This is a genomic window from Enterobacter sp. MG-EB028, assembly GCF_056673305.1.
In genome coordinates this window covers 518,120-538,068 of sequence record NZ_CP195079.1, presented here as the reverse complement: position 1 = coordinate 538,068, position 19,949 = coordinate 518,120, and the positions used below count along the sequence as shown (strand labels likewise).

Sequence of the window (19,949 nt, the reverse complement as noted above, 5' to 3'; positions counted from 1 at the left end):
TTCCTTATCTGACGGGCCAAATAAAGGCAAAACATTCTGTTAACATGCGCTCAATTTGTCGTCAAGCGAATGCGCCGATGGAGATCACAGGTTGTTGAATTTGGGAGGAAAGCCAGTCCCCTCACCCCGGCCCTCTCCCCAAAGGGGAGAGGGTGAAAAACTTACTGCCACCCGTACCGACGCGCATAGACTCCTTTCACCATCTGCGTCAGCACCATATAGCCCGCGAGGATCGCCACCAGCCACGGGAAGTAGCTCAGCGGCAGCGCCTGCAGCTGCAGGTAGCCTGCCAGTGGCGAGAACGGCAGCGCGATGCCGAGCGCCATCACAATCCCCGTCATCACAATCAGCGGCCACGCGGCACGGCTCTGGATGAACGGAATGCGGCGGGTGCGGATCATATGCACAATCAGCGTCTGCGACAGCAGCCCCACCACGAACCAGCCGGACTGGAACAGCGTCTGATGTTCCGGGGTGTTGGCGTGGAATACAAACCACATCAGGCAGAAGGTCAGAATGTCAAAGATGGAGCTGATCGGCCCAAAGAACAGCATAAAGCGCCCCAGATCGGCGGGGTTCCAGCGCTGCGGCTTCTGGATCTGCTCGTCGTCCACGTTATCAAACGGAATCGCTACCTGAGACACGTCGTACATCAGGTTCTGGATCAGCAGATGCAGCGGCAGCATCGGCAGGAACGGCAGAAACGCGCTCGCCACCAGCACGCTGAAGACGTTACCGAAGTTGGAGCTGGCGGTCATTTTGATGTACTTGAGCATGTTGGCGAAGGTGCGACGCCCTTCGATAACGCCCTCCTCCAGCACCATCAGGCTCTTTTCCAGCAGGATGATATCCGCCGCTTCGCGGGCGATATCCACCGCGCCGTCTACGGAGATGCCAATGTCCGCCGCACGCAGCGCGGGCGCGTCGTTGATGCCGTCGCCCATAAAGCCCACCACGTGCCCTTCGCGACGCAGCAGGGTGACGATGCGCTCTTTGTGCATCGGGGTCAGGCGGGCAAACAGCGTGGTGCGCTGGGCAAGCTGCGCCAGTTCGTCGTCGGTGAGGTGCTCAATGTCGCTCCCCACCACCACGTCGCCCGCGTCAAGGCCGACCTCGTGGCACACTTTGGCGGCCACCAGCTCGCTGTCGCCGGTGAGGATTTTGACGGTAATACCGCTTGCCTTCAGCGCCTTCAGCGCCGGCGCGGTGGTCTCTTTCGGCGGATCGAGGAATGCGATGTAACCCTCAAGGATCAGATCGGATTCGTCGATACGCTGATAGTCCCCCTCACGCGCGGGCAGGAACTTGCTCGCCACCGCCACCACGCGCAGCCCCTGACGGTTCAGGTTATCGGTGACGCGCTTAATGCGGCGCAGCATGGTGTCGTCCAGCGGGACGATCTCACCGTTATAGCGAACCTGCGTCGATACGTTGAGGATCTCCTGCAGCGCCCCTTTGCAGATCAGCTGGTGCACGTCTGTCTGCTCGCTCACCACCACCGACATGCGGCGGCGCTCGAAGTCGAACGGAATTTCGTCCACCTTCTGCCAGCGGCCGGAGAGCGTGCGGGCGGCTTCCTCGTCCACGCCTTCCAGCACCGCCACGTCGAGCAGGTTTTTCAGCCCCGTCTGGTAGTGGCTGTTCAGCCACGCGCTGTGGAGCACGCGCTCGCTGGTTTTACCGGCAATATCGGTGTGGTTCTCCAGCACGATTTTGTCCTGCGTCAGGGTGCCGGTTTTATCGGTGCAGAGGATGTCCATCGCGCCGAAGTTCTGAATGGCGTCCAGGTGCTTGACGATCACTTTCTGTTTAGAGAGTTTCACCGCCCCGCGCGCCAGCGTGGAGGTGACAATCATCGGCAGCATTTCCGGCGTTAAGCCAACGGCCACGGAGAGCGCAAACAGCGCCGCCTCCCACCAGTCGCCCTTGGTGTAGCCGTTGATCAGCAGCACAATCGGCGTCATCACCATCATAAAGCGGATCAGCAGCATGCTGACGCGGCCAATCCCTTTCTGGAAGGCGTTCGGCTCGCTCTCCTGCTCGCTGACGCGCCCGGCAAGCTGTCCAAACCAGGTGTTGCCCCCGGTGGCGGTGACAATCGCCTGCGCGGTGCCGCTCACAACCGTGGTGCCCATAAAGCACAGGGTATCGCACTCGAGCGGGTTCATCTGCTGCGGGTCGCGGCTGCGCGCCACCTTTTCAACGGGCAGGGATTCCCCGGTCAGCGAGGCCTGCGCCACGAACAGATCGCGCGCCTGGATGATGCGTAAATCCGCCGGGATCATGTCCCCCGCCGCCAGCTTCACCAGATCGCCCGGCACCAGCTGGTCGATAGGCAGCTCCACCCAGGCGTTTTCGCCGAGATCGTTAATCACCCGCGAGACGGTCGCGGTGTTGCTGACCATCGCCTTCAGGGCATCCGCCGCTTTGGTGGAGCGGGCTTCCTGAATGAAGTTCAGCAGCGTGGAGATGCCTACCATCAGGGCGATGACGCCCGCGGCGAACAGATCTTCCGTCGCGTAGGAGATAATGCCGAGCACGGTCAGCAGCAGGTTGAACGGGTTGCGGTAGCAGAGCCACAGGTGCACCCACCACGGAGAGGGCTTCTGCGCCGGGATCTGGTTATCGCCGTGCACGGCGCGGATTTTTTCCACTTCAGACGCGTTCAGCCCTTCAGGATGACCGCCAAAGGCGCGCCAGACTTCGTTTTCATCCATCGCCGCCACGTTCAGGCAGCGTTCGGTCAGGGACGCGGGGATCGCCGCCCCCGCCATGTTTTTAGCATTGGGCAGCGGGTCGCGCTGAACAAGACGGTGTGGCAGGTGGCGGCTCAGCAGCGCCTGCAGCTGCCGGGTGATATTTTTAAACATAGACATTCCTCCGCATCCGCCTGGGCGGACGCAGCATTCCCTTCAGGCGTGGCAAAGCCGTACCTGTCAGGCACTCAATTTTTCAAGCAGGAACGTTTGGGACGTTGCTGCCTCACATTACCGGTGAGACAGCAAAAGCTGGCTTACCGGAAAGAACGTGTTCTCCCGTTCAGGAGAGGTGTGGGATCGGGATCCATAAAGCCTCCGGTAAGTAAAAAAACAGGGTGTCGCCGCGCAGTATAAGGATTTAAGCGTACCCTTTGTGGCGATTCGGGCGATATTATACCCGCCTGCAAATAAACAGTACGTAAACCAGACTTTGCCCATAGCGAAATCGCGCTATAGCATTAGGCTCAATTGACCATTTTGTCGTTGTTACAGGGAAAACAGCATGCAGAACCGCCTTACGATTAAAGACATCGCGCGTTTAAGCGGTGTGGGGAAATCCACCGTGTCGCGCGTGCTGAACAACGAAAGTGGTGTCAGCGAACGCACCCGCGAACGCGTTGAGGCGGTCATGAATCAGCACGGTTTTTCCCCTTCCCGCTCCGCGCGCGCCATGCGCGGGCAGAGCGATAAAGTGGTCGCGATCATTGTTTCGCGTCTGGATTCACTCTCAGAGAACCTCGCTGTGCAGACCATGCTGCCCGCCTTCTACGAGCAGGGCTATGACCCGATCATGATGGAGAGCCAGTTCTCGCCGCAGCTGGTGGAAGAACATCTGGGCATGCTCCAGCGACGCAACATTGACGGCGTGGTGCTGTTTGGTTTTACCGGCATCAACGAAGAGATGCTGAAACACTGGCAGCCCTCTCTGGTGCTGCTGGCGCGCGATGCCCACGGTTTTGCCTCCGTCTGTTATGACGACGAGGGCGCGATTATCACCCTGATGCAGCGCCTGTTTGACGAAGGCCATCGCCACATCAGCTTCCTTGGGGTACCGCACGCAGACGTCACCACCGGCAAGCGCCGTCACGAGGCATACCTGGCCTTTTGCAAAAAGCACAATCTCCCGGCCGTGGCCTCCCTGCCGGGGCTGGGCATGAAGCAGGGCTACGAGCAGGTCGCCAGCGTTCTGACGCCGCAGACCACCGCGCTGGTGTGCGCCACCGATACCCTGGCGCTGGGCGCCAGCAAATATCTGCAGGAGCAGCGCATCGATAGCCTGCAGGTGGCGAGCGTGGGCAGCACGCCGCTGATGAAGTTCCTGCATCCGGAGATCATCACCGTCGATCCAGGCTACGCCGAGTCCGGCAGACAGGCCGCCGCGCAGCTGATCGAGCAGATCAACGGGCGGAGCGAGCCGCGTCAGATCGTTATTCCCGCTCACCTTTCGTAACCCCTCTAAAACGGATTATTGTGATCTTCGCCCGATTTCGGGAACGTTCCCATTTTCGCCGTCACGCTGAAGGAGTAGGCTTGCGCTCAGGTCATTACACCCCTCTCACCATCTGTCATGAGGTTTCATGATGAGTAAAGTCAAACAAGCAGATATCGATCGGCTGATCGTCCTGGTCGGCGGCCGCGAGAACATCGCAACCGTCAGCCATTGCATTACCCGCCTGCGCTTCGTGCTGAACGATCCGGCCAAAGCCAATCCGAAAGCCATTGAAGAGCTTTCCATGGTTAAAGGCTGCTTCACCAACGCCGGACAGTTCCAGGTGGTTATTGGTACCGAAGTGGGCGATTACTATCAGGCTCTGCTGGCGACCACCGGGCACAGCGCGGCGGATAAAGAGCAGGCCAAGAAGGCCGCGCGCCAGAATATGAAATGGCACGAGCAGCTGATTTCCCACTTCGCGGAAATTTTCTTCCCGCTGCTGCCAGCGCTGATCAGCGGGGGCTTAATCTTAGGCTTCCGTAACGTCATCGGCGATGTGCCGATGAGCGACGGCAAAACCCTGGCGCAGATGTATCCGGCGCTGAAAACCATTTACGACTTCCTGTGGCTGATTGGCGAGGCGATCTTCTTCTATCTGCCGGTCGGGATTTGCTGGTCCGCGGTGCGCAAGATGGGCGGTACGCCGATTCTCGGTATCGTGCTGGGCGTCACGCTGGTCTCTCCGCAGTTAATGAACGCTTACTTACTTGGTCAGCAGGTGCCTGAGGTGTGGAACTTCGGCCTGTTTACCATCGCCAAAGTGGGCTATCAGGCGCAGGTCATTCCGGCATTGCTGGCCGGTCTGGCGCTGGGCTTTATTGAAACGCGCCTGAAGCGCATCGTGCCGGATTACCTCTATCTGGTGGTGGTGCCGGTCTGCTCGCTGATTCTGGCGGTGTTCCTGGCGCACGCCTTTATCGGTCCGTTTGGCCGCATGATCGGCGACGGCGTGGCCTTCGCGGTCCGTCACCTGATGACTGGCAGCTTCGCGCCAGTCGGTGCCGCGCTGTTTGGCTTCCTGTACGCCCCGCTGGTGATCACCGGGGTGCACCAGACCACACTGGCTATTGATATGCAGATGATCCAGAGCCTCGGCGGCACGCCGGTCTGGCCGATTATCGCCCTGTCTAACATTGCGCAGGCGTCGGCGGTTACGGGCATCATCATCGTCAGCCGTAAGCACAACGAGCGTGAGATCTCCGTTCCGGCGGCCATCTCTGCCTACCTCGGCGTCACCGAACCGGCGATGTACGGTATCAACCTGAAATACCGTTTCCCGATGCTCTGCGCGATGATCGGCTCCGGTCTGGCGGGCCTGCTGTGCGGCCTGAACGGCGTGATGGCAAACGGGATTGGCGTCGGTGGCTTGCCGGGCATCCTCTCCATCCAGCCCGCTTTCTGGCAGGTGTTTGCCCTGGCGATGGCGGTAGCGATTATCGTCCCCATGGCGCTCACCACCGTGGTTTACCAGCGTAAGTTCCGTCAGGGCACGCTGCAGATTGTTTAACTTCATCTTTCGGGGCGCAGTTGCGCCCCTTCGCATTTGCAGGAACGCACTATGAATACCCTTCCTCACTGGTGGCAGAACGGCGTCATCTATCAGATTTACCCAAAGAGTTTCCAGGACACCACCGGCAGCGGCACCGGCGATCTGCGCGGCGTGACCCAGCGCCTGGATTACCTGAAATCCCTCGGCATCGACGCCATCTGGCTGACGCCGTTTTATATCTCCCCGCAGGTGGATAACGGCTACGACGTGGCGAATTACACCGCCATCGACCCGTCCTATGGCACGCTGGATGACTTTGACGAGCTGGTTGCCCGGGCGCACGAGCGCGGCATTCGCATTGTGCTCGATATGGTGTTTAACCACACCTCCACGCAGCACGCCTGGTTCCGCGAGTCGCTGAACAAAGCGAGTCCGTACCGCCAGTTCTACATCTGGCGCGACGGCACGCCGGAGCAGCTTCCTAACAACTGGCGATCCAAGTTTGGCGGCAACGCCTGGCGCTGGCACGCCGAGAGCGAGCAGTACTACCTTCACCTTTTTGCCCCAGAGCAGGCGGATCTCAACTGGGAAAACCCGGCGGTGCGCGAAGAGCTGAAAAAGGTGTGCGAGTTCTGGGCCGATCGCGGCGTGGACGGCTTGCGCCTGGACGTGATTAACCTCATCTCTAAAGATCAGGATTTCCCGGACGACAGCATCGGCGACGGCCGCCGCTTCTACACCGACGGGCCGCGCATCCACGAATATCTGCAGGAGATGAGCCGCGACGTCTTCACCCCGCGCAACCTGATGACGGTGGGCGAGATGTCCTCGACCTCGCTGGAGAACTGCCAGCAGTACGCGTCGCTCGACGGGCGCGAGCTGTCGATGACCTTTAACTTCCATCATCTGAAGGTGGACTACCCCGGCGGCGAAAAGTGGACGAAGGCGAAGCCTGACTTCGTGGCGCTGAAAACCCTCTTCCGCCACTGGCAGCAGGGGATGCACAACAAAGCCTGGAACGCGCTGTTCTGGTGTAACCACGACCAGCCGCGCATCGTGTCGCGCTTTGGTGACGAAGGGGAACATCGTGTGGCTGCCGCGAAGATGCTCGGCATGGTGCTGCACGGCATGCAGGGCACGCCGTATATCTATCAGGGCGAAGAGCTGGGGATGACCAACCCGCACTTCAGCCGCATCACCGACTACCGCGACGTGGAGAGTCTGAACATGTTCGCGGAACTGCGGGCCAGCGGCCGCGAGCCGGATGAATTGCTGGCGATTCTGGCGAGCAAATCCCGCGATAACGGGCGCACGCCAATGCAGTGGGACGCGTCGCACAATGCGGGCTTTACCGAGGGCGAGCCGTGGATTGGTGTCTGCGACAACTACGAAACCGTGAACGCCCGCGCGGCGCTGGACGACCCTGATTCGGTGTTCTACACCTATCGGTCGCTGATTAGCCTGCGTAAAACCCTGCCGGTGCTGACGTGGGGAGACTATGACGATTTGCTCCCGGAACACCCTTCCCTGTGGTGCTATCGCCGCCGGTGGCAGGGCCAGACGCTGATGGTAGTGGCGAACCTGAGCGGCGAGCGCCAGCAGTGGCAGCCGGACCCGGTACAGGGCGCATGGCGGGTCGCCCTTAGCAACTATGAGGACGTCCCCTCCCGTCCCGATACGCTGCTATTGCGCCCGTTTGAAGCCATCTGGTGGGTGCAGGAATAAACGTCAGGAGATACAGCATGCTGTATCTCCTTTTTTATGTTTAGCGATACGCTAAATGTACGACGATAACTTTTACATCACGACGTACCCAAAATAAAAATAGCCCTGCCAATTAAATAACCTCGGCAGGACATTATGAAAAAGACAATTATTAAAGCAACGTGTATTAGCACATTATTATTAAGTACGCAGGGATGGTGCGGAAATACGTCCGTCGACCTTCGTTTTGGGCATAATACGCGCTCAGACGTCAATGATTCACGTATTAAAGTGATGCACCAGGCGAATAACGGCTTTTACTTCTCCGTTGAAGCCGCACAAAACCACAACGATACCTTTTTTGGTGATACCGACCGTTATAATTCCGACGACAAGGGGTTAACGGAAGCGGCGCAGGAGATTGAAACGCGCTGGCGCTTCGATCTGGGAAATGGCTTCGCCGTTGCGCCTGGCATGGTGACGGTTTTCACCGCCAGCAATACCCATTACCGCCCCTTCATTCAGGGGTGGAAAGCGTTCGATAATGGTCTGAATCTCTCCGCCCGTTATCGCTATAACACCGTCAATGACGCGCACAGCGACAAAGAACTCGACGGCAGCGGCTACACCCGCCGCCAGTCACACCAGTTCGACATTTGGTTCGCGTACAACATTGGCAAATTCGGCATGTCCTACAACCCGCGCTTCCGCTGGCAGGATAATGTCGATCAGGGAACCGGGGATGATACCTACTGGGAACATACCGTCGCATTCAACTACAAGCTCGACGATGGCTGGACGCCATACGTCGAGCTGGTATCACTGGATAAAACCTATATCAACGATGACGGCAACCATGAAAATGATTATGCCGTACGTCTGGGGATAGTGAAGCAGCTCTGACGACCTGACTACACCGTATCGTGCTGCAGCAGCCTGCAGCCGATACGGTCCACGGCGCTTAACAGTTCAAGCTGGCCCTCCCGCTGATACAGCGACACCGCGTTAATGTCGATCGGTAACGGCCAGCATAGCGTTGAAATTGCCGCCAGTGCCGACCCCTCGCGGGTAATGGCAATAATCTTTAAGCCTTTACGCAGCGCGTTACGCGCCATTTCAATCAGCGACTGCGTCTCCCCGGATTTACTGATCAGCACCAGCGTCCCCTTCGATACCCGTGTCAGCTGGTGCATGTCATTCAAAATAAGGTGCGGCAGGCTCGCCAGCGATAAAAAGCGCGACAGGTAGTTGAGGCTGGTGAGCGAGGCGCCGCGTGCATACAGATAGATATGGCTGGAATGGGCGAGCAACCTGGACACCTCCGCCACAATATCGTCCGCCTGTGGCCCTACGTCGGGCGCTACTGGCGCAGGGGTAAAATGATCGCGCAAAAAACGGTACCGGAGCTCGGTATAACTTTTATACCCCATTTTTTTACACACACGATTAACGGATGTTGTCGTTGTAAAGGTATCACGGGCAATCTCTTTTGCCGATATATTAGAAATATTACACGCGTGATGCTGAATGTATTCAAATATCAAACGTTCACTTCCCTGAAATGAATTCATAAATTACGCCCTGTTTAATCCCGACATGATATTAACACAACGGAAAAATAGTCTCTGGAAGGCGCTTCACACATTGCATTTACGCGTATCACGATACGTAATTAGTATTAGCAAACGTTAAAAACTGTTTTAGGTTCTCTTTATACTTTCCCTGTTTTCACATCCAGGGAATTATGACAATGACGAAACAAAAAGTTGTCGCGGTAACAGCCTGCCCGACGGGCATTGCACATACCTTTATGGCGGCGAATAAAATTATTGCATGGGCTAAAGCGCACAATATTGAGGTTAAGGTCGAAACGCAGGGCAGCGACGGCGTTAAAAACCGCTTAACGAAGCAGGACATCGCCTCCGCCACGGCCATTATTCTGGCAACCGACGTCCCCATTCAGGATGCCGAGCGCTTTGAAAACATTCCTCACCTTCAGACCCGTACGCAAGAGCTGATCAAGCATACCGATCGCTATCTGCGTCAGGCGCTGGCCATGGAAAAAAGCGTCACCACTGTCGTACATGAAGACGATCTTCAGCGTTCGGCTTACCAGATTTTTATCGGCCATATCATGGCAGCCATCAGCTATATGCTGCCGGTGGTGGTCATGGGCGGGCTGATGATGGCGACGGCTAAAATTACCGGCCAGTTTATTAACATCGAACATTCGCCGTTCAGCGTGCTGGATAAAGTGGGCTTTATGACCATCAAGTTCATGTATCCGGTTTTCGCTATGTATCTGGCATTTTCCATTGCCGGCAAACCGGCGCTGATCCCCGGGCTTATCGGCGGCATTATGTCCGACGAAGTCTACAAGCGCTTCTTTGATATCGAAGGCTTTATGCCGTCCGGCTTTTTCGGCGCGATCGGCATCGGCTTTTTTGTGGGCTATCTGGTGCGCTGGCTGAACGATGCTATTCACGTCCGCCAGCAGCTGACCACCATTAAGACTATGCTGCTCGTCCCGCTGATCACCGGCATTACGCTGGTGATGGTCATGGAGTATTTGATTAACCCGATTTTTGGCTCACTTAACCAGCTGATGGTGGTCTTTTTTACCTCGGCAGGTGACACCGGGCGCGGATTCTATTCTGCGATGATCGCCGCAGGCACCGCGTTCGACCTGGGCGGCCCGGTCAACAAGGCGGCAGGTTCGGTCGCACTCGGCCTGAATGGCATGAGCGAGACGTTTGATTTAACCGCCCGTGAACTCTCCATTGTCATCCCCTCTATTGGCGTCGGCTTTGCCGCGTTCCTTAACGGCCGCTTTGGACTACCGGATGTCTTCAGCCGGGAAGAGAAGACCGTTGGCAGCACCTCGCTATTGCTGGGCGTTATTGGGATCTCGGAAGGTGCGATCCCGTTCATCCTGAAAAACCCACGCCTGATCCCGGTGTTCATGACCGGTGCCGTCGCTGGCGCGCTGGTCGCCATTGCACTCGGCGTGAAGCAGACGCTGCCGCTACCGGCCATCTGGGGCTGGCCGCTGGCAACCAACGTGGCGGGCTACCTGGCGAGCGTCTTTATTGGCGCACTGATTTGCGCCCTGGGCGTGCTTTACGTCAGCCCAAAGAACGCCAGGTAAGGGGAACGTCATGAATCAGATCCACGTCATTGCCCACACGCACTGGGATCAGGAGTGGTATTTCACCCGTCAGGACAGCATGGTGCTGGCGTCATATAACTTTGCGGAAGTCATCGACACGCTGGAGCAGGACCCAGCATACAGCTGCTATCACCTTGACGGCCAGATGGCGGTGGTGGAGGACTTTCTCGCCATCAATCCCGATTATCGCGCCAGGCTGGAAACGCTGGTCAAAGACAAAAGGATCTTCGTGGGGCCATGGTATACCCAGACGGACACCTACAACGTGCATGGCGAATCCATCATCCGCAACCTCAAATACGGCATCTTCGCCGCCCGGACGCTGGGGCACGCCATGCAGGTTGGCTATCTTCCGGATACCTTCGGCCACAATGCGCAGATGCCGACGATTTTGCAGGGCTGCAATCTCGACAGCATCGTCTTCTGGCGCGGTATCGATCATGACAGGCACGCCAAAAGCAGCCAGTTCCTCTGGCGCGCGCCGTCAGGGGCGACCGTTATCGCCTGCGCGATGGCGTTCGGTTATGGCGCGGCGAAAAACATAGGGTCAGAAGCGAGCCATCTGGAGGGCAAAATCTTTCCGATGGTCAATCACCTGCGTTCACGCGCCGGTATCAACGACCTGCTCCTGCCCTGCGGCGGCGATCAGGTCAGCATCGACCCGGCGCTGCCGAAAATCCTGGAGCTCGCCAGCGCACGCTCCCCCGACGAGGACCGTTACGTCCTCAGTTCGCTGGAGCGCTACGTCGACACCCTGCGCGCGCAGCGTGAGCAGTTTGAACTATGGGAAGGAGAGCTGAAATCACCGCGCTACACCCGCATTCATAAAACGATCGGCTCCGTGCGCTACGACATCAAAAAGAAAAATGATGAGGTTGAGCAGTTCATCCTGCGACAGCTGGAGCCGACAATCGCCATGGCGCGTCATCAGGGCATCCCGGTCAACCTCTCAGTGGTCGATACCCTCTGGAAGAAGCTGTTGCGAAGCCACGCCCACGACTCTATTGGCGGCTGTAACAGTGATGCCACCAACCGCGACATCCTGCATCGGCTGGAGCAAACCGAACAGCTGTGCCACAGCCTGTGGAATCTGGTGGTGAAAACCCTGGCCGCCTGCATTCAGGACGGCGACCTGCTGATTTTCAACCCGCTGGCCGCGCAAACGCAACGCGTGGTGAAAACCACTCTCTACAGCCGCGCTGACAATATCGCGCTGACGTATCAGGGCCAGCCTATCCCCTTCGACGTCCTGAAAAGAGACGTGTTGCCCGGCGGAACGGCGATCTCCCTTACCGCTGAAGGCGAGTGTGAAACGCCCCTTCCCCCTTATTTCCGCTGGCAGGTTGCTTTGCAAACCCCGGTTCTGCCGTCGGTCGGCTACATCACGGTTAACGTGGAAGATGACCCTGCGCCGTTCCGCCAGCATGTACAGACAAAGGGAAGCGAGATAGTGAATGCGCACTATCGACTGTCGCTGGACGCCGGAACGCTAACCCTGGAAGACAAACGCAGCGGCAGGCGTATCCCCTCTCTCTTTACCCTTGAAGACTGCGCGGATGCGGGCGACAGCTACGATTTCTCGCCGCTTGCGGGCGACGTACCGACGCGCTGTTCGCATTTTACGCTCGTCGACAGCCTGAAAACGCCACTTGTTGAAAAGCTGATCGTTGAGGCCACGATGCTTCTTCCGCAGGATCTCGCAGGCCGTCAGAATACGGACCGAACGCCGCTATCCATTCGTCTGGTGTGCGAATTACGCCACGACGATCCGAACCTGTATGTCGAGAGTACGCTTGAAAACAGCCACTGCGATCACCGGCTACGTTTACTGATCGGCAGCGATATTCACACCCGTCACGCTATCGCCTCCCAGCCCTTCGCGATAATCGAGCGCGAAACGGGATGTGCCGGAGAAAACTGGCAGGAGCGCTATCGCGAGAATCCCGTGGATATCGAAACCACCGAAGGCATTATTGCCGTCGCGGAAGCGGGCAAAGCGCTGGTGGTGAATAGCCGAGGTATGAAAGAGTTTCAGATTATCGGCAGCGAACCGGCGGCGATTGCCCTGACATTGTTTAAAGCGACGGGCGTGCTCGGGCGCAACGATCTCGACTGGCGGCCAGGCCGGGCGTCCGGCATTAATAATACGGTGGTTGAAACCCCCGATGCCCAGTTGCTGAAACCGCTGCACTTTTCATTCACCGTCGCGCTGGCCGACAGCGCCGACCATCTCACGCTTCGTCGGCTGGAAAATCAGGCCGCCGGGCAGCCCTTCACCTATCAGCGGCAATCGTTGCACACGCTCGATCACCGTCTTGAGCGATTTTCGTTGCGCCTGCCCGACCGCCAGCTTCCGGCACAATTCTCACTATTGACCCTGCCGGAACCGCTCATCCTTTCTGCCCTGCCCCATGCGCAGCAGTCCCGCGGCACGATCGTCCGGGTGTTTAACGCCGGGACGCAGCCGGTTCCCGTCCCAGAAAGTCTGGCAGAGCTCCGTCAGATCAACTATCTGGAAGAGCCAGTGCAGTCGGTAACGGCGATCCCCCCTTCCGCGACCTGCGATTTTTTAATGGAGGCTTAATATGAACTTGCTTGCATTGACGCACCCCGATCTGGTTTTTATCAACCCGCCGCACCGTACGCCTGAAGCGCTGATCCGCTGGCTCGCCGAACCGCTCGCCGGGCGGAAAATCATCAGCGATCAAGAAACGTTTATCCAGAGCGTTTTACAACGCGAAAGCGAAGGCCCTACCGCGCTGGGTGAAGCGCTCGCCGTTCCGCACGGTAAAACCGAGGCGGTGCAGCAGGCGGCGTTTTGTCTGGCGCTCTTTGACGACCCGATACGCTGGCCGGGTCTGGAAGGGGATGAAGAGGTGAGAATGGTTTTTCTGCTCGCCATTCCGCCCGCAGAAGCAGGCAGTACCCATATGCAGCTGCTGACGACGCTGACCAGTTTATTGACGGAAGATCGGGTACGTGAGCAGCTTCTGGCGTCGCGCACCCGGGAAGAGGCGATGTCAGCCCTGAGTGCTAAAGAACCGCAAAAACAGGCTGCGTCCCTCGACCGCTCCCTTCTCATTCCGGTGATACTGGGCAGTATCGCTACCGCAGCCTTTATACAGGCAGGATTGAGCTGGGCCTGCGGAATGAGTTAACCGAACAGCGCTCAGCACGTACCGTGCTGAGCGCTTGTTTTTGTTGAATAATTAATCAGATTTTTCCTCTGCGTCTTTACAAAGGCTGAAGCGCCCGCCGTTTGTACTCTCGTCTTTTTACTTTGTTCTGCGTCAAATAAATCGCAAACTTGTTTGATGCAAATCACTATATGTAGCACTTAAAATGCACGCCGACCCAACATCTTGTATTTTTCGTCTACTATTCCAACAACAAGACGGCGCTGACGCTGGCCGGAACTGTGGATAACACGAGCTGGGAACGCGGGAAGTCTTTGGCCCGGCGGGGAATACGCCCGGTGAATACTTCTCCACCTCTGTGGATAACCTGTTTTCAAAAAATGGAGTGATCATGACACCGCATGTGATGAAACGTGATGGCTGTAAAGTGCCGTTTAAATCAGAGCGCATCCAGGAAGCCATTCTGCGTGCAGCTAAAGCAGCGGGAGTCGATGACGCAGATTACTGCGCCACCGTCGCAGAAGTCGTTAGCAGCCAGATGACTGAACGCAGCCAGGTCGATATCAACGAGATCCAGACCGCGGTTGAAAACCAGCTGATGGCGGGGCCTTACAAGCAGCTGGCGCGCGCCTACATTGAGTACCGCCACGATCGTGACGTGCAGCGTGAGAAGCGCGGTCGCCTGAACCAGGAGATCCGTGGCCTGGTGGAGCAGACCAACTCTGCCCTGCTCAACGAAAACGCCAACAAAGACAGTAAAGTGATCCCGACCCAGCGCGACCTGCTGGCCGGTATCGTCGCCAAACACTATGCCCGTCAGCACCTGCTGCCGCGCGACGTGGTGTCTGCGCACGAGCGCGGCGAGATCCACTATCACGATCTCGACTATTCGCCGTTCTTCCCGATGTTCAATTGCATGCTGATCGACCTGAAAGGCATGCTGACCCACGGTTTTAAAATGGGTAACGCCGAGATTGAACCGCCAAAATCCATCTCCACCGCCACCGCGGTTACGGCACAGATCATCGCCCAGGTGGCGAGCCATATTTACGGCGGGACCACCATTAACCGCATTGATGAAGTGCTGGCCCCGTTCGTAACGGCGAGCTTCAACAAGCACCGTAAAACCGCCGAAGAGTGGCAGATCCCGGACGCGGACGGCTACGCGCACTCCCGCACCGAAAAAGAGTGCTACGACGCGTTCCAGTCGCTGGAATATGAGGTGAACACGCTGCACACCGCCAACGGCCAGACGCCGTTTGTGACCTTCGGTTTTGGCCTGGGCACCAGCTGGGAATCACGCCTGATTCAACAGTCCATCCTGCGCAACCGTATTTCCGGCCTCGGCAAGAACCGCAAAACGGCGGTATTCCCGAAACTGGTGTTCGCGATTCGCGACGGCCTGAACCACAAGTTTGGCGACCCGAACTACGACATCAAACAGCTGGCGCTGGAGTGCGCGAGCAAGCGCATGTACCCGGACATCCTGAACTACGATCAGGTCGTTAAAGTGACCGGCTCGTTTAAAACGCCAATGGGCTGCCGCAGCTTCCTCGGCGTGTACGAAGATGAAAACGGCGAGCAGATCCACGACGGGCGTAACAACCTGGGGGTGATCAGCCTGAACCTGCCGCGCATCGCGCTGGAGGCCAAAGGCAATGAAGCTGAATTCTGGAAACTGCTGGATGAACGCCTGCAGCTGGCGCGTAAGGCGCTGATGACCCGTATTGCTCGCCTTGAAGGAGTGAAAGCCCGCGTCGCGCCAATCCTCTATATGGAAGGGGCCTGCGGCGTGCGCCTGAAGGCGGACGATGACGTGTCCGAGATCTTCAAAAACGGCCGCGCGTCGATTTCGCTGGGCTATATCGGCATCCACGAGACCATCAACGCACTGGCTGGCGATACGCATATGTACGACAGCGAGGCCCTGCGCGAAAAAGGCATTGCGATTGTTCAACGCCTGCGCGACGCGGTTGACCAGTGGAAAGAGGAAACCGGCTACGGATTTAGCCTCTACAGCACGCCGAGCGAGAACCTGTGCGACCGCTTCTGCCGTCTGGATACCGCCGAGTTCGGGATTGTGGAAGGCGTGACCGACAAAGGTTACTACACCAACAGTTTCCACCTCGACGTGGAGAAAAAGGTGAATCCGTACGACAAGATCGACTTCGAAGCGGCCTATCCGCCGATCGCCAGCGGCGGCTTCATCTGCTACGGCGAGTACCCGAACATTCAGCACAACCTGAAGGCGCTGGAAGACGTATGGGATTACAGCTATCAGCACGTGCCGTATTACGGGACCAACACGCCAATCGACGAGTGCTACGAGTGCGGCTTTACCGGTGAGTTCGAGTGTACGAGTAAAGGCTTCACCTGCCCGAAATGCGGCAACCACGATGCGGCCCGCGTCTCCGTGACCCGTCGCGTGTGCGGCTATCTCGGCAGCCCGGACGCGCGTCCGTTTAACGCTGGCAAGCAGGAAGAGGTGAAGCGCCGCGTGAAGCATTTGGGGAATGGGCAGATCGGGTAAGTTCTGCGCAGGGTTCTCCCCCTCACCCTACCCCTCTCCCTCAAGGGAGAGGGCCGGGGTGAGGGCATCAGCGCGCACATTCTCTGGACATTTTCTATGCGATACCATCAATACTACCCCGTCGACATCGTCAACGGCCCCGGCACCCGCTGCACCCTGTTCGTTTCAGGCTGCGTCCACGAATGCCCCGGCTGCTACAACAAAAGCACCTGGCGTCTGAACTCCGGCATGCCGTTTACCGCTGAGATGGAAGACAAGATCGTCAACGACCTGAACGACACGCGCATTCACCGTCAGGGGATCTCACTTTCCGGTGGCGACCCCCTGCACCCGCAAAACGTGCCGGATATCCTGAAGCTGGTGAAGCGCATTCGGGCAGAGTGTACGGGAAAAGATATCTGGGTCTGGACAGGCTATAAGCTGGATGAGCTGAACGCGCAGCAAATGGAAGTGGTGGAACTGATTAACGTGCTGGTCGACGGCAAGTTCGTACAGGATTTAAAAGACCCGGCGCTGATTTGGCGCGGCAGCAGCAACCAGGTTGTGCATCATTTGCGTTGATAAAAGGCGGATGTTATCCGTCCGCCCTTACCTCAAAACCGGCTCAAACTCTCCATTGCCACCGCCTTAAACCCGGCAAAATCTCCGCACTGGCACAGGCGCGCCATCGCCCGTTCACGCAGGAAGGTGACGAAGATATCGTAAATCGCCATCGCCTCTTCGTACTCGCTTTTGCTGATGGCGAGCAGGAAGATAACGTGCGCGGTTTCATCCCCCCACGGGATGCCCTGCGGAGCCAGAACCGTGTAGACCACCGTTTTCTGCGCCAGCAGGCCGAGGGAGTGCGGCAGCGCGATGCCGTCGCCGAGCATGGTGCTGACGATAGCCTCACGCTCCACGACCGAATCCAGAAACTCCGCGCCAACAAAACCTTCGCGTTCAAGTTGGTCACACAGCTCGCGGAACAGCGTTTGCTGGTCAACGGGCTTGTCGAGAATGCGGAAATGGGCCGCGTCGAAGTATTTCTCCAGCATCCACGGACGGGTGCGGTCCACCAGCACCAGCTTGCCGATCTGCTCTAACTGATAGTCGGTCGGGAACGGGGCGATCGTCACCACCGGTTTGGATTTTTCGCTGACGCGGGCGGTAGAGATAACAAAGTCCTCGCCGATGGCATCCGCCAGCTCGTACTCGCGCAGGGTGAGCGTGCGCGTCACCTCGATCTGCGGATACTTGCGCTGAAGCACCGCCTCGATCATGCGCACCATCGCGTTACCGGCGTCGCACACCAGCAGCACGCGCGGCTGGCGCTGGTAGCCGATGTTGTAGTGGCGCTCCAGCCCGACGCCGATATGCAGCACCAGAAAGCCAATCTCGTTTTCGCTGATCGCATACGGCGTGTATTTGCCCCAGCTCGACACCGCCGCCAGCGTCATATCCCATGCCATCGGGTAATGCTGTTTGATGTTTTCCAGCAGCGGATTGGGGATCATGATTTGATACCGCACGCGGGTGATCATGGTTTTAATGTGCGTGAGCAGATCCGCGTGCAGCTGCACGTCGCTGAGCAGGTTGTAGTTATAGTGGGTGTTGATGTAGCGCAGGATGTAGTTGACCAGCGCTTCGTCGTCGTCGGCGTTAATCGCGCTTGGGGCGATCTCCTGAATCTGCCGCGCCGCAATGTGCACGCACAGCCAGCTCTCTTCGGACGGCGACAGCGCTTTGCCCGCCAGCTCCTGAATGACCACCGCGATATCCTTCGCCGCCTCGCGCACGTTCTCTTCCACGTCTTCCGCATGAAATTCCGGCAGCGGAAAGCCTTCGCTGATACGACGCACCGACACCGCACAGTACAAACGCAGGAACAGCTCGCCTTCGTCAGTCAGGCGGATGTGGTGCCGGGTAAGCGCGTCGTGCAGCACGGCTACCATCTGCTCCGGTACCCCGGCGTTGAGCGCGACCTCCGTCACCAGCGGGTTGAGGCTGTCCTGCTGCGCCAGTTCCCACAGGAGATCGGTGAGGCAGGCGCGGACCGACATCTCGCTGCCAAACAGCTTCATGCCGTGGCGCGGGCGGGTTTCCAGCGTCAGGTTATAGCGCTGAAACCACTCGCGCACTTCCACCATGTCGCTTTGCAGCGTGGCGCGGCTGACAAACCACTCGTCAGCCAGATCTTCAAGCTTAAGCGAAAACGCCGACGTCAGAAAACGCACCACCAGATAGTGCACGCGCTCCGGTCCCGTTCGGGGAATTCGCAGCGCGCGCGGGTGCGATGCCTGCAGCTGCTGATAGCGCTCGGCATCATCAATTTTTAGCTGGTAGCCGTTGCCCCGGCTCAGAATAAACTGCGCGCCGTGGCTTGCCAGCAGCGCGTTCAGGGCGGTGATATCGGCGCGGACGGTTCGCGTGGAGACCGACAGCCGCTGCGCCAGCTCGTCCTGTGGCAGCGTCTCGTTTTGCAACAGATCGAAAAGTTGCGCTAAACGTTGGTTCGGAAATCGCACGGGTTTGTCCTCTTACAGCTTAAGGTGAAATGACCATCTGGGATGGGCTGCCGACCGGGGTATAGTCAGGCTCGAAGCTCAGCTTGCCATCCTGCGCCACGCGGAAACGGGTAATGTTGTCGCTGCGCTGGTTCATGACGTACAGCCAGCGTCCCTGTTTATCGAGCGTCAGGGTGCGCGGGTAGTCGCCGCGGGTCCACACGTCGTCCTGATGGGCCAGCGTGCCCTCCGCTGTTACGGTAAAGTGCCCGATGCTGTTATGCAAACGATTAGCCACATACAGCTGCTTACCGTCGGCGCTTAATGCGAGCCCGGCTGCAAAGCTGGTGCCTTTATAGCCGTCCGGCAGGGCAGAGACCGTTTTGCCCTCTTTCAGCCTGCCGCTGCTGTCCAGCGCATAATGGGTGAGCGTAGACGCCTCTTCGTTAATCAGCCACAGGGCGTCCCCCTTTGGCGTAAAGACAAAGTGGCGCGGGCCGGCGCCTTTTGAGGAGGCGCTGATAAACGGCGGATCGTTCGGCGTCAGCTTTCCGGTTCGATCGTCAAAGCGGTACTGATAGATACGATCCAGCCCCAGATCGGTAGAAAAAACATATTTCCCGCTCGGATCGGCAGCGATCATGTGCGCATGGGGGCCGTTGTGATCGCTGATGGCAAAGCTACCTTCGACAGCCGCTTCCGGCTTCGCCGCGCCCGGTTCCCCCTGATCCTGATGTTTGTCCGTAGCGTCAACCAGGCTGCCGTCCGCGTTGACGGGCAACACGGCAATCGATCCGCTGACATAGTTCGCCACCAGCAGATGCTGGCCATTCGGCGTCAGGGAGAGATACACCGGTCCGGCACCGCCGGAGGCCACCTGATTCAACTCGCTCAGCTCCCCGTTATCCCCCACCCGCAGCGCCTGCACCACGCCCTGCTCCACTTCGCTTGCCAGATAGAGCGTTTTGCCGTCGTGCGAGACGGTCAGCTGCGCGGCGTTCGGCAGCTTGCTCACCAGCGTTTTATTCGCCAGCGCGCCGCTTTGTGGGTCAACGGTAAAGCGGTACAGCCCTTCACCGTTGGGGTTGTAGGTGCCCACCCAGGCGTATTGCGTCTGGGCGACAGCGGCAGTGGCGAACATTGAGAGTGAAGCAACAAGCAGGGTACGGGTGTGCATGGTGGCTCC

Annotated in this window: 13 protein-coding genes; 9 read left to right on the top strand and 4 right to left on the bottom strand. The window is 58.2% G+C overall.

Going from position 1 to position 19,949, the window contains the following annotated elements; genetic code table 11:
- Nucleotides 1-161 precede the first annotated feature (161 nt).
- Nucleotides 162-2,870, bottom strand: coding sequence for a magnesium-translocating P-type ATPase (mgtA, locus tag ACR42C_RS02455; RefSeq protein ID WP_320720097.1), 2,709 nt, complete (start codon nt 2,868-2,870; stop codon nt 162-164).
- Between the two features lie 391 nt (nt 2,871-3,261).
- On the opposite strand from mgtA, the gene treR reads away from it, so the two are divergent.
- The 4 genes from treR (at nt 3,262) to ACR42C_RS02435 (ending at nt 8,347) form a co-directional block, all read left to right on the top strand.
- On the top strand, nt 3,262-4,209 hold the full coding sequence (gene treR, locus ACR42C_RS02450) for a trehalose operon repressor TreR (RefSeq protein ID WP_116343559.1): 948 nt from the start codon (nt 3,262-3,264) through the stop codon (nt 4,207-4,209).
- A 130-nt stretch (nt 4,210-4,339) separates the two neighbouring features.
- Entirely contained in the window at nt 4,340-5,758 is a 1,419-nt protein-coding gene (treB, locus tag ACR42C_RS02445; RefSeq protein WP_116343620.1) for a PTS trehalose transporter subunit IIBC, read from the top strand.
- 51 nt (nt 5,759-5,809) lie between these two features.
- Nucleotides 5,810-7,465 (top strand): alpha,alpha-phosphotrehalase, encoded by a 1,656-nt coding sequence (gene treC / locus ACR42C_RS02440; RefSeq protein WP_320720098.1) that lies wholly within the window; start codon nt 5,810-5,812, stop codon nt 7,463-7,465.
- Between the two features lie 135 nt (nt 7,466-7,600).
- Nucleotides 7,601-8,347: an oligogalacturonate-specific porin KdgM family protein gene (locus tag ACR42C_RS02435; protein ID WP_479984701.1), complete on the top strand. Its 747-nt coding sequence runs from the start codon at nt 7,601-7,603 to the stop codon at nt 8,345-8,347.
- Nucleotides 8,348-8,355: 8 nt separating this feature from the next.
- Here ACR42C_RS02435 and ACR42C_RS02430 read toward each other — a convergent pair whose 3' ends face one another.
- Nucleotides 8,356-9,015 carry a MurR/RpiR family transcriptional regulator gene (locus ACR42C_RS02430; RefSeq protein ID WP_233003423.1) on the bottom strand — a complete coding sequence of 220 codons (660 nt, stop codon included), beginning with the start codon at nt 9,013-9,015 and terminating at the stop codon, nt 8,356-8,358.
- Between the two features lie 179 nt (nt 9,016-9,194).
- Here ACR42C_RS02430 and ACR42C_RS02425 point away from each other — a divergent pair, with 179 nt between their 5' ends.
- From ACR42C_RS02425 to nrdG, 5 genes are all read left to right on the top strand, one after another.
- Nucleotides 9,195-10,592 carry a PTS fructose transporter subunit IIC gene (locus ACR42C_RS02425; RefSeq protein WP_479984700.1) on the top strand — a complete coding sequence of 466 codons (1,398 nt, stop codon included), beginning with the start codon at nt 9,195-9,197 and terminating at the stop codon, nt 10,590-10,592.
- A 10-nt stretch (nt 10,593-10,602) separates the two neighbouring features.
- On the top strand, nt 10,603-13,197 hold the full coding sequence (locus ACR42C_RS02420; RefSeq protein ID WP_479984699.1) for a glycoside hydrolase family 38 N-terminal domain-containing protein: 2,595 nt from the start codon (nt 10,603-10,605) through the stop codon (nt 13,195-13,197).
- A gap of 1 nt (nt 13,198) precedes the next feature.
- Nucleotides 13,199-13,771 (top strand): PTS sugar transporter subunit IIA, encoded by a 573-nt coding sequence (locus ACR42C_RS02415; protein ID WP_116343564.1) that lies wholly within the window; start codon nt 13,199-13,201, stop codon nt 13,769-13,771.
- Nucleotides 13,772-14,141: 370 nt separating this feature from the next.
- On the top strand, nt 14,142-16,280 hold the full coding sequence (gene nrdD, locus ACR42C_RS02410) for an anaerobic ribonucleoside-triphosphate reductase (RefSeq protein ID WP_163330705.1): 2,139 nt from the start codon (nt 14,142-14,144) through the stop codon (nt 16,278-16,280).
- Nucleotides 16,281-16,376: 96 nt separating this feature from the next.
- A complete protein-coding gene (gene nrdG / locus ACR42C_RS02405; RefSeq protein WP_163330704.1) occupies nt 16,377-16,841 on the top strand; it encodes an anaerobic ribonucleoside-triphosphate reductase-activating protein in 465 nt (154 codons plus the stop codon).
- 32 nt (nt 16,842-16,873) lie between these two features.
- On the opposite strand, the gene ACR42C_RS02400 is transcribed toward nrdG, so the two are convergent.
- Both ACR42C_RS02400 and ACR42C_RS02395 read right to left on the bottom strand, forming a co-directional pair.
- The gene (locus ACR42C_RS02400; RefSeq protein ID WP_233003419.1) at nt 16,874-18,784 is read right to left on the bottom strand and encodes a BglG family transcription antiterminator; all 1,911 of its coding nucleotides are present in this window, start codon (nt 18,782-18,784) and stop codon (nt 16,874-16,876) included.
- Between the two features lie 19 nt (nt 18,785-18,803).
- Entirely contained in the window at nt 18,804-19,940 is a 1,137-nt protein-coding gene (locus ACR42C_RS02395) for a lactonase family protein (protein ID WP_479984698.1), read from the bottom strand.
- Between the last annotated feature and the right edge of the window lie 9 nt (nt 19,941-19,949).

Excerpts from the sequence above, each read along its gene's own strand:
- mgtA (WP_320720097.1), bottom strand. The coding sequence starts at position 2,870 with ATGTTTAAAAATATCACCCGGCAGCTGCAGGCGCTGCTGAGCCGCCAC.
- treR (WP_116343559.1), top strand. The coding sequence starts at position 3,262 with ATGCAGAACCGCCTTACGATTAAAGACATCGCGCGTTTAAGCGGTGTG.
- treB (WP_116343620.1), top strand. The coding sequence starts at position 4,340 with ATGAGTAAAGTCAAACAAGCAGATATCGATCGGCTGATCGTCCTGGTC.
- treC (WP_320720098.1), top strand. The coding sequence starts at position 5,810 with ATGAATACCCTTCCTCACTGGTGGCAGAACGGCGTCATCTATCAGATT.
- ACR42C_RS02435 (WP_479984701.1), top strand. The coding sequence starts at position 7,601 with ATGAAAAAGACAATTATTAAAGCAACGTGTATTAGCACATTATTATTA.
- ACR42C_RS02430 (WP_233003423.1), bottom strand. The coding sequence starts at position 9,015 with ATGAATTCATTTCAGGGAAGTGAACGTTTGATATTTGAATACATTCAG.
- ACR42C_RS02425 (WP_479984700.1), top strand. The coding sequence starts at position 9,195 with ATGACGAAACAAAAAGTTGTCGCGGTAACAGCCTGCCCGACGGGCATT.
- ACR42C_RS02420 (WP_479984699.1), top strand. The coding sequence starts at position 10,603 with ATGAATCAGATCCACGTCATTGCCCACACGCACTGGGATCAGGAGTGG.
- ACR42C_RS02415 (WP_116343564.1), top strand. The coding sequence starts at position 13,199 with ATGAACTTGCTTGCATTGACGCACCCCGATCTGGTTTTTATCAACCCG.
- nrdD (WP_163330705.1), top strand. The coding sequence starts at position 14,142 with ATGACACCGCATGTGATGAAACGTGATGGCTGTAAAGTGCCGTTTAAA.
- nrdG (WP_163330704.1), top strand. The coding sequence starts at position 16,377 with ATGCGATACCATCAATACTACCCCGTCGACATCGTCAACGGCCCCGGC.
- ACR42C_RS02395 (WP_479984698.1), bottom strand. The coding sequence starts at position 19,940 with ATGCACACCCGTACCCTGCTTGTTGCTTCACTCTCAATGTTCGCCACT.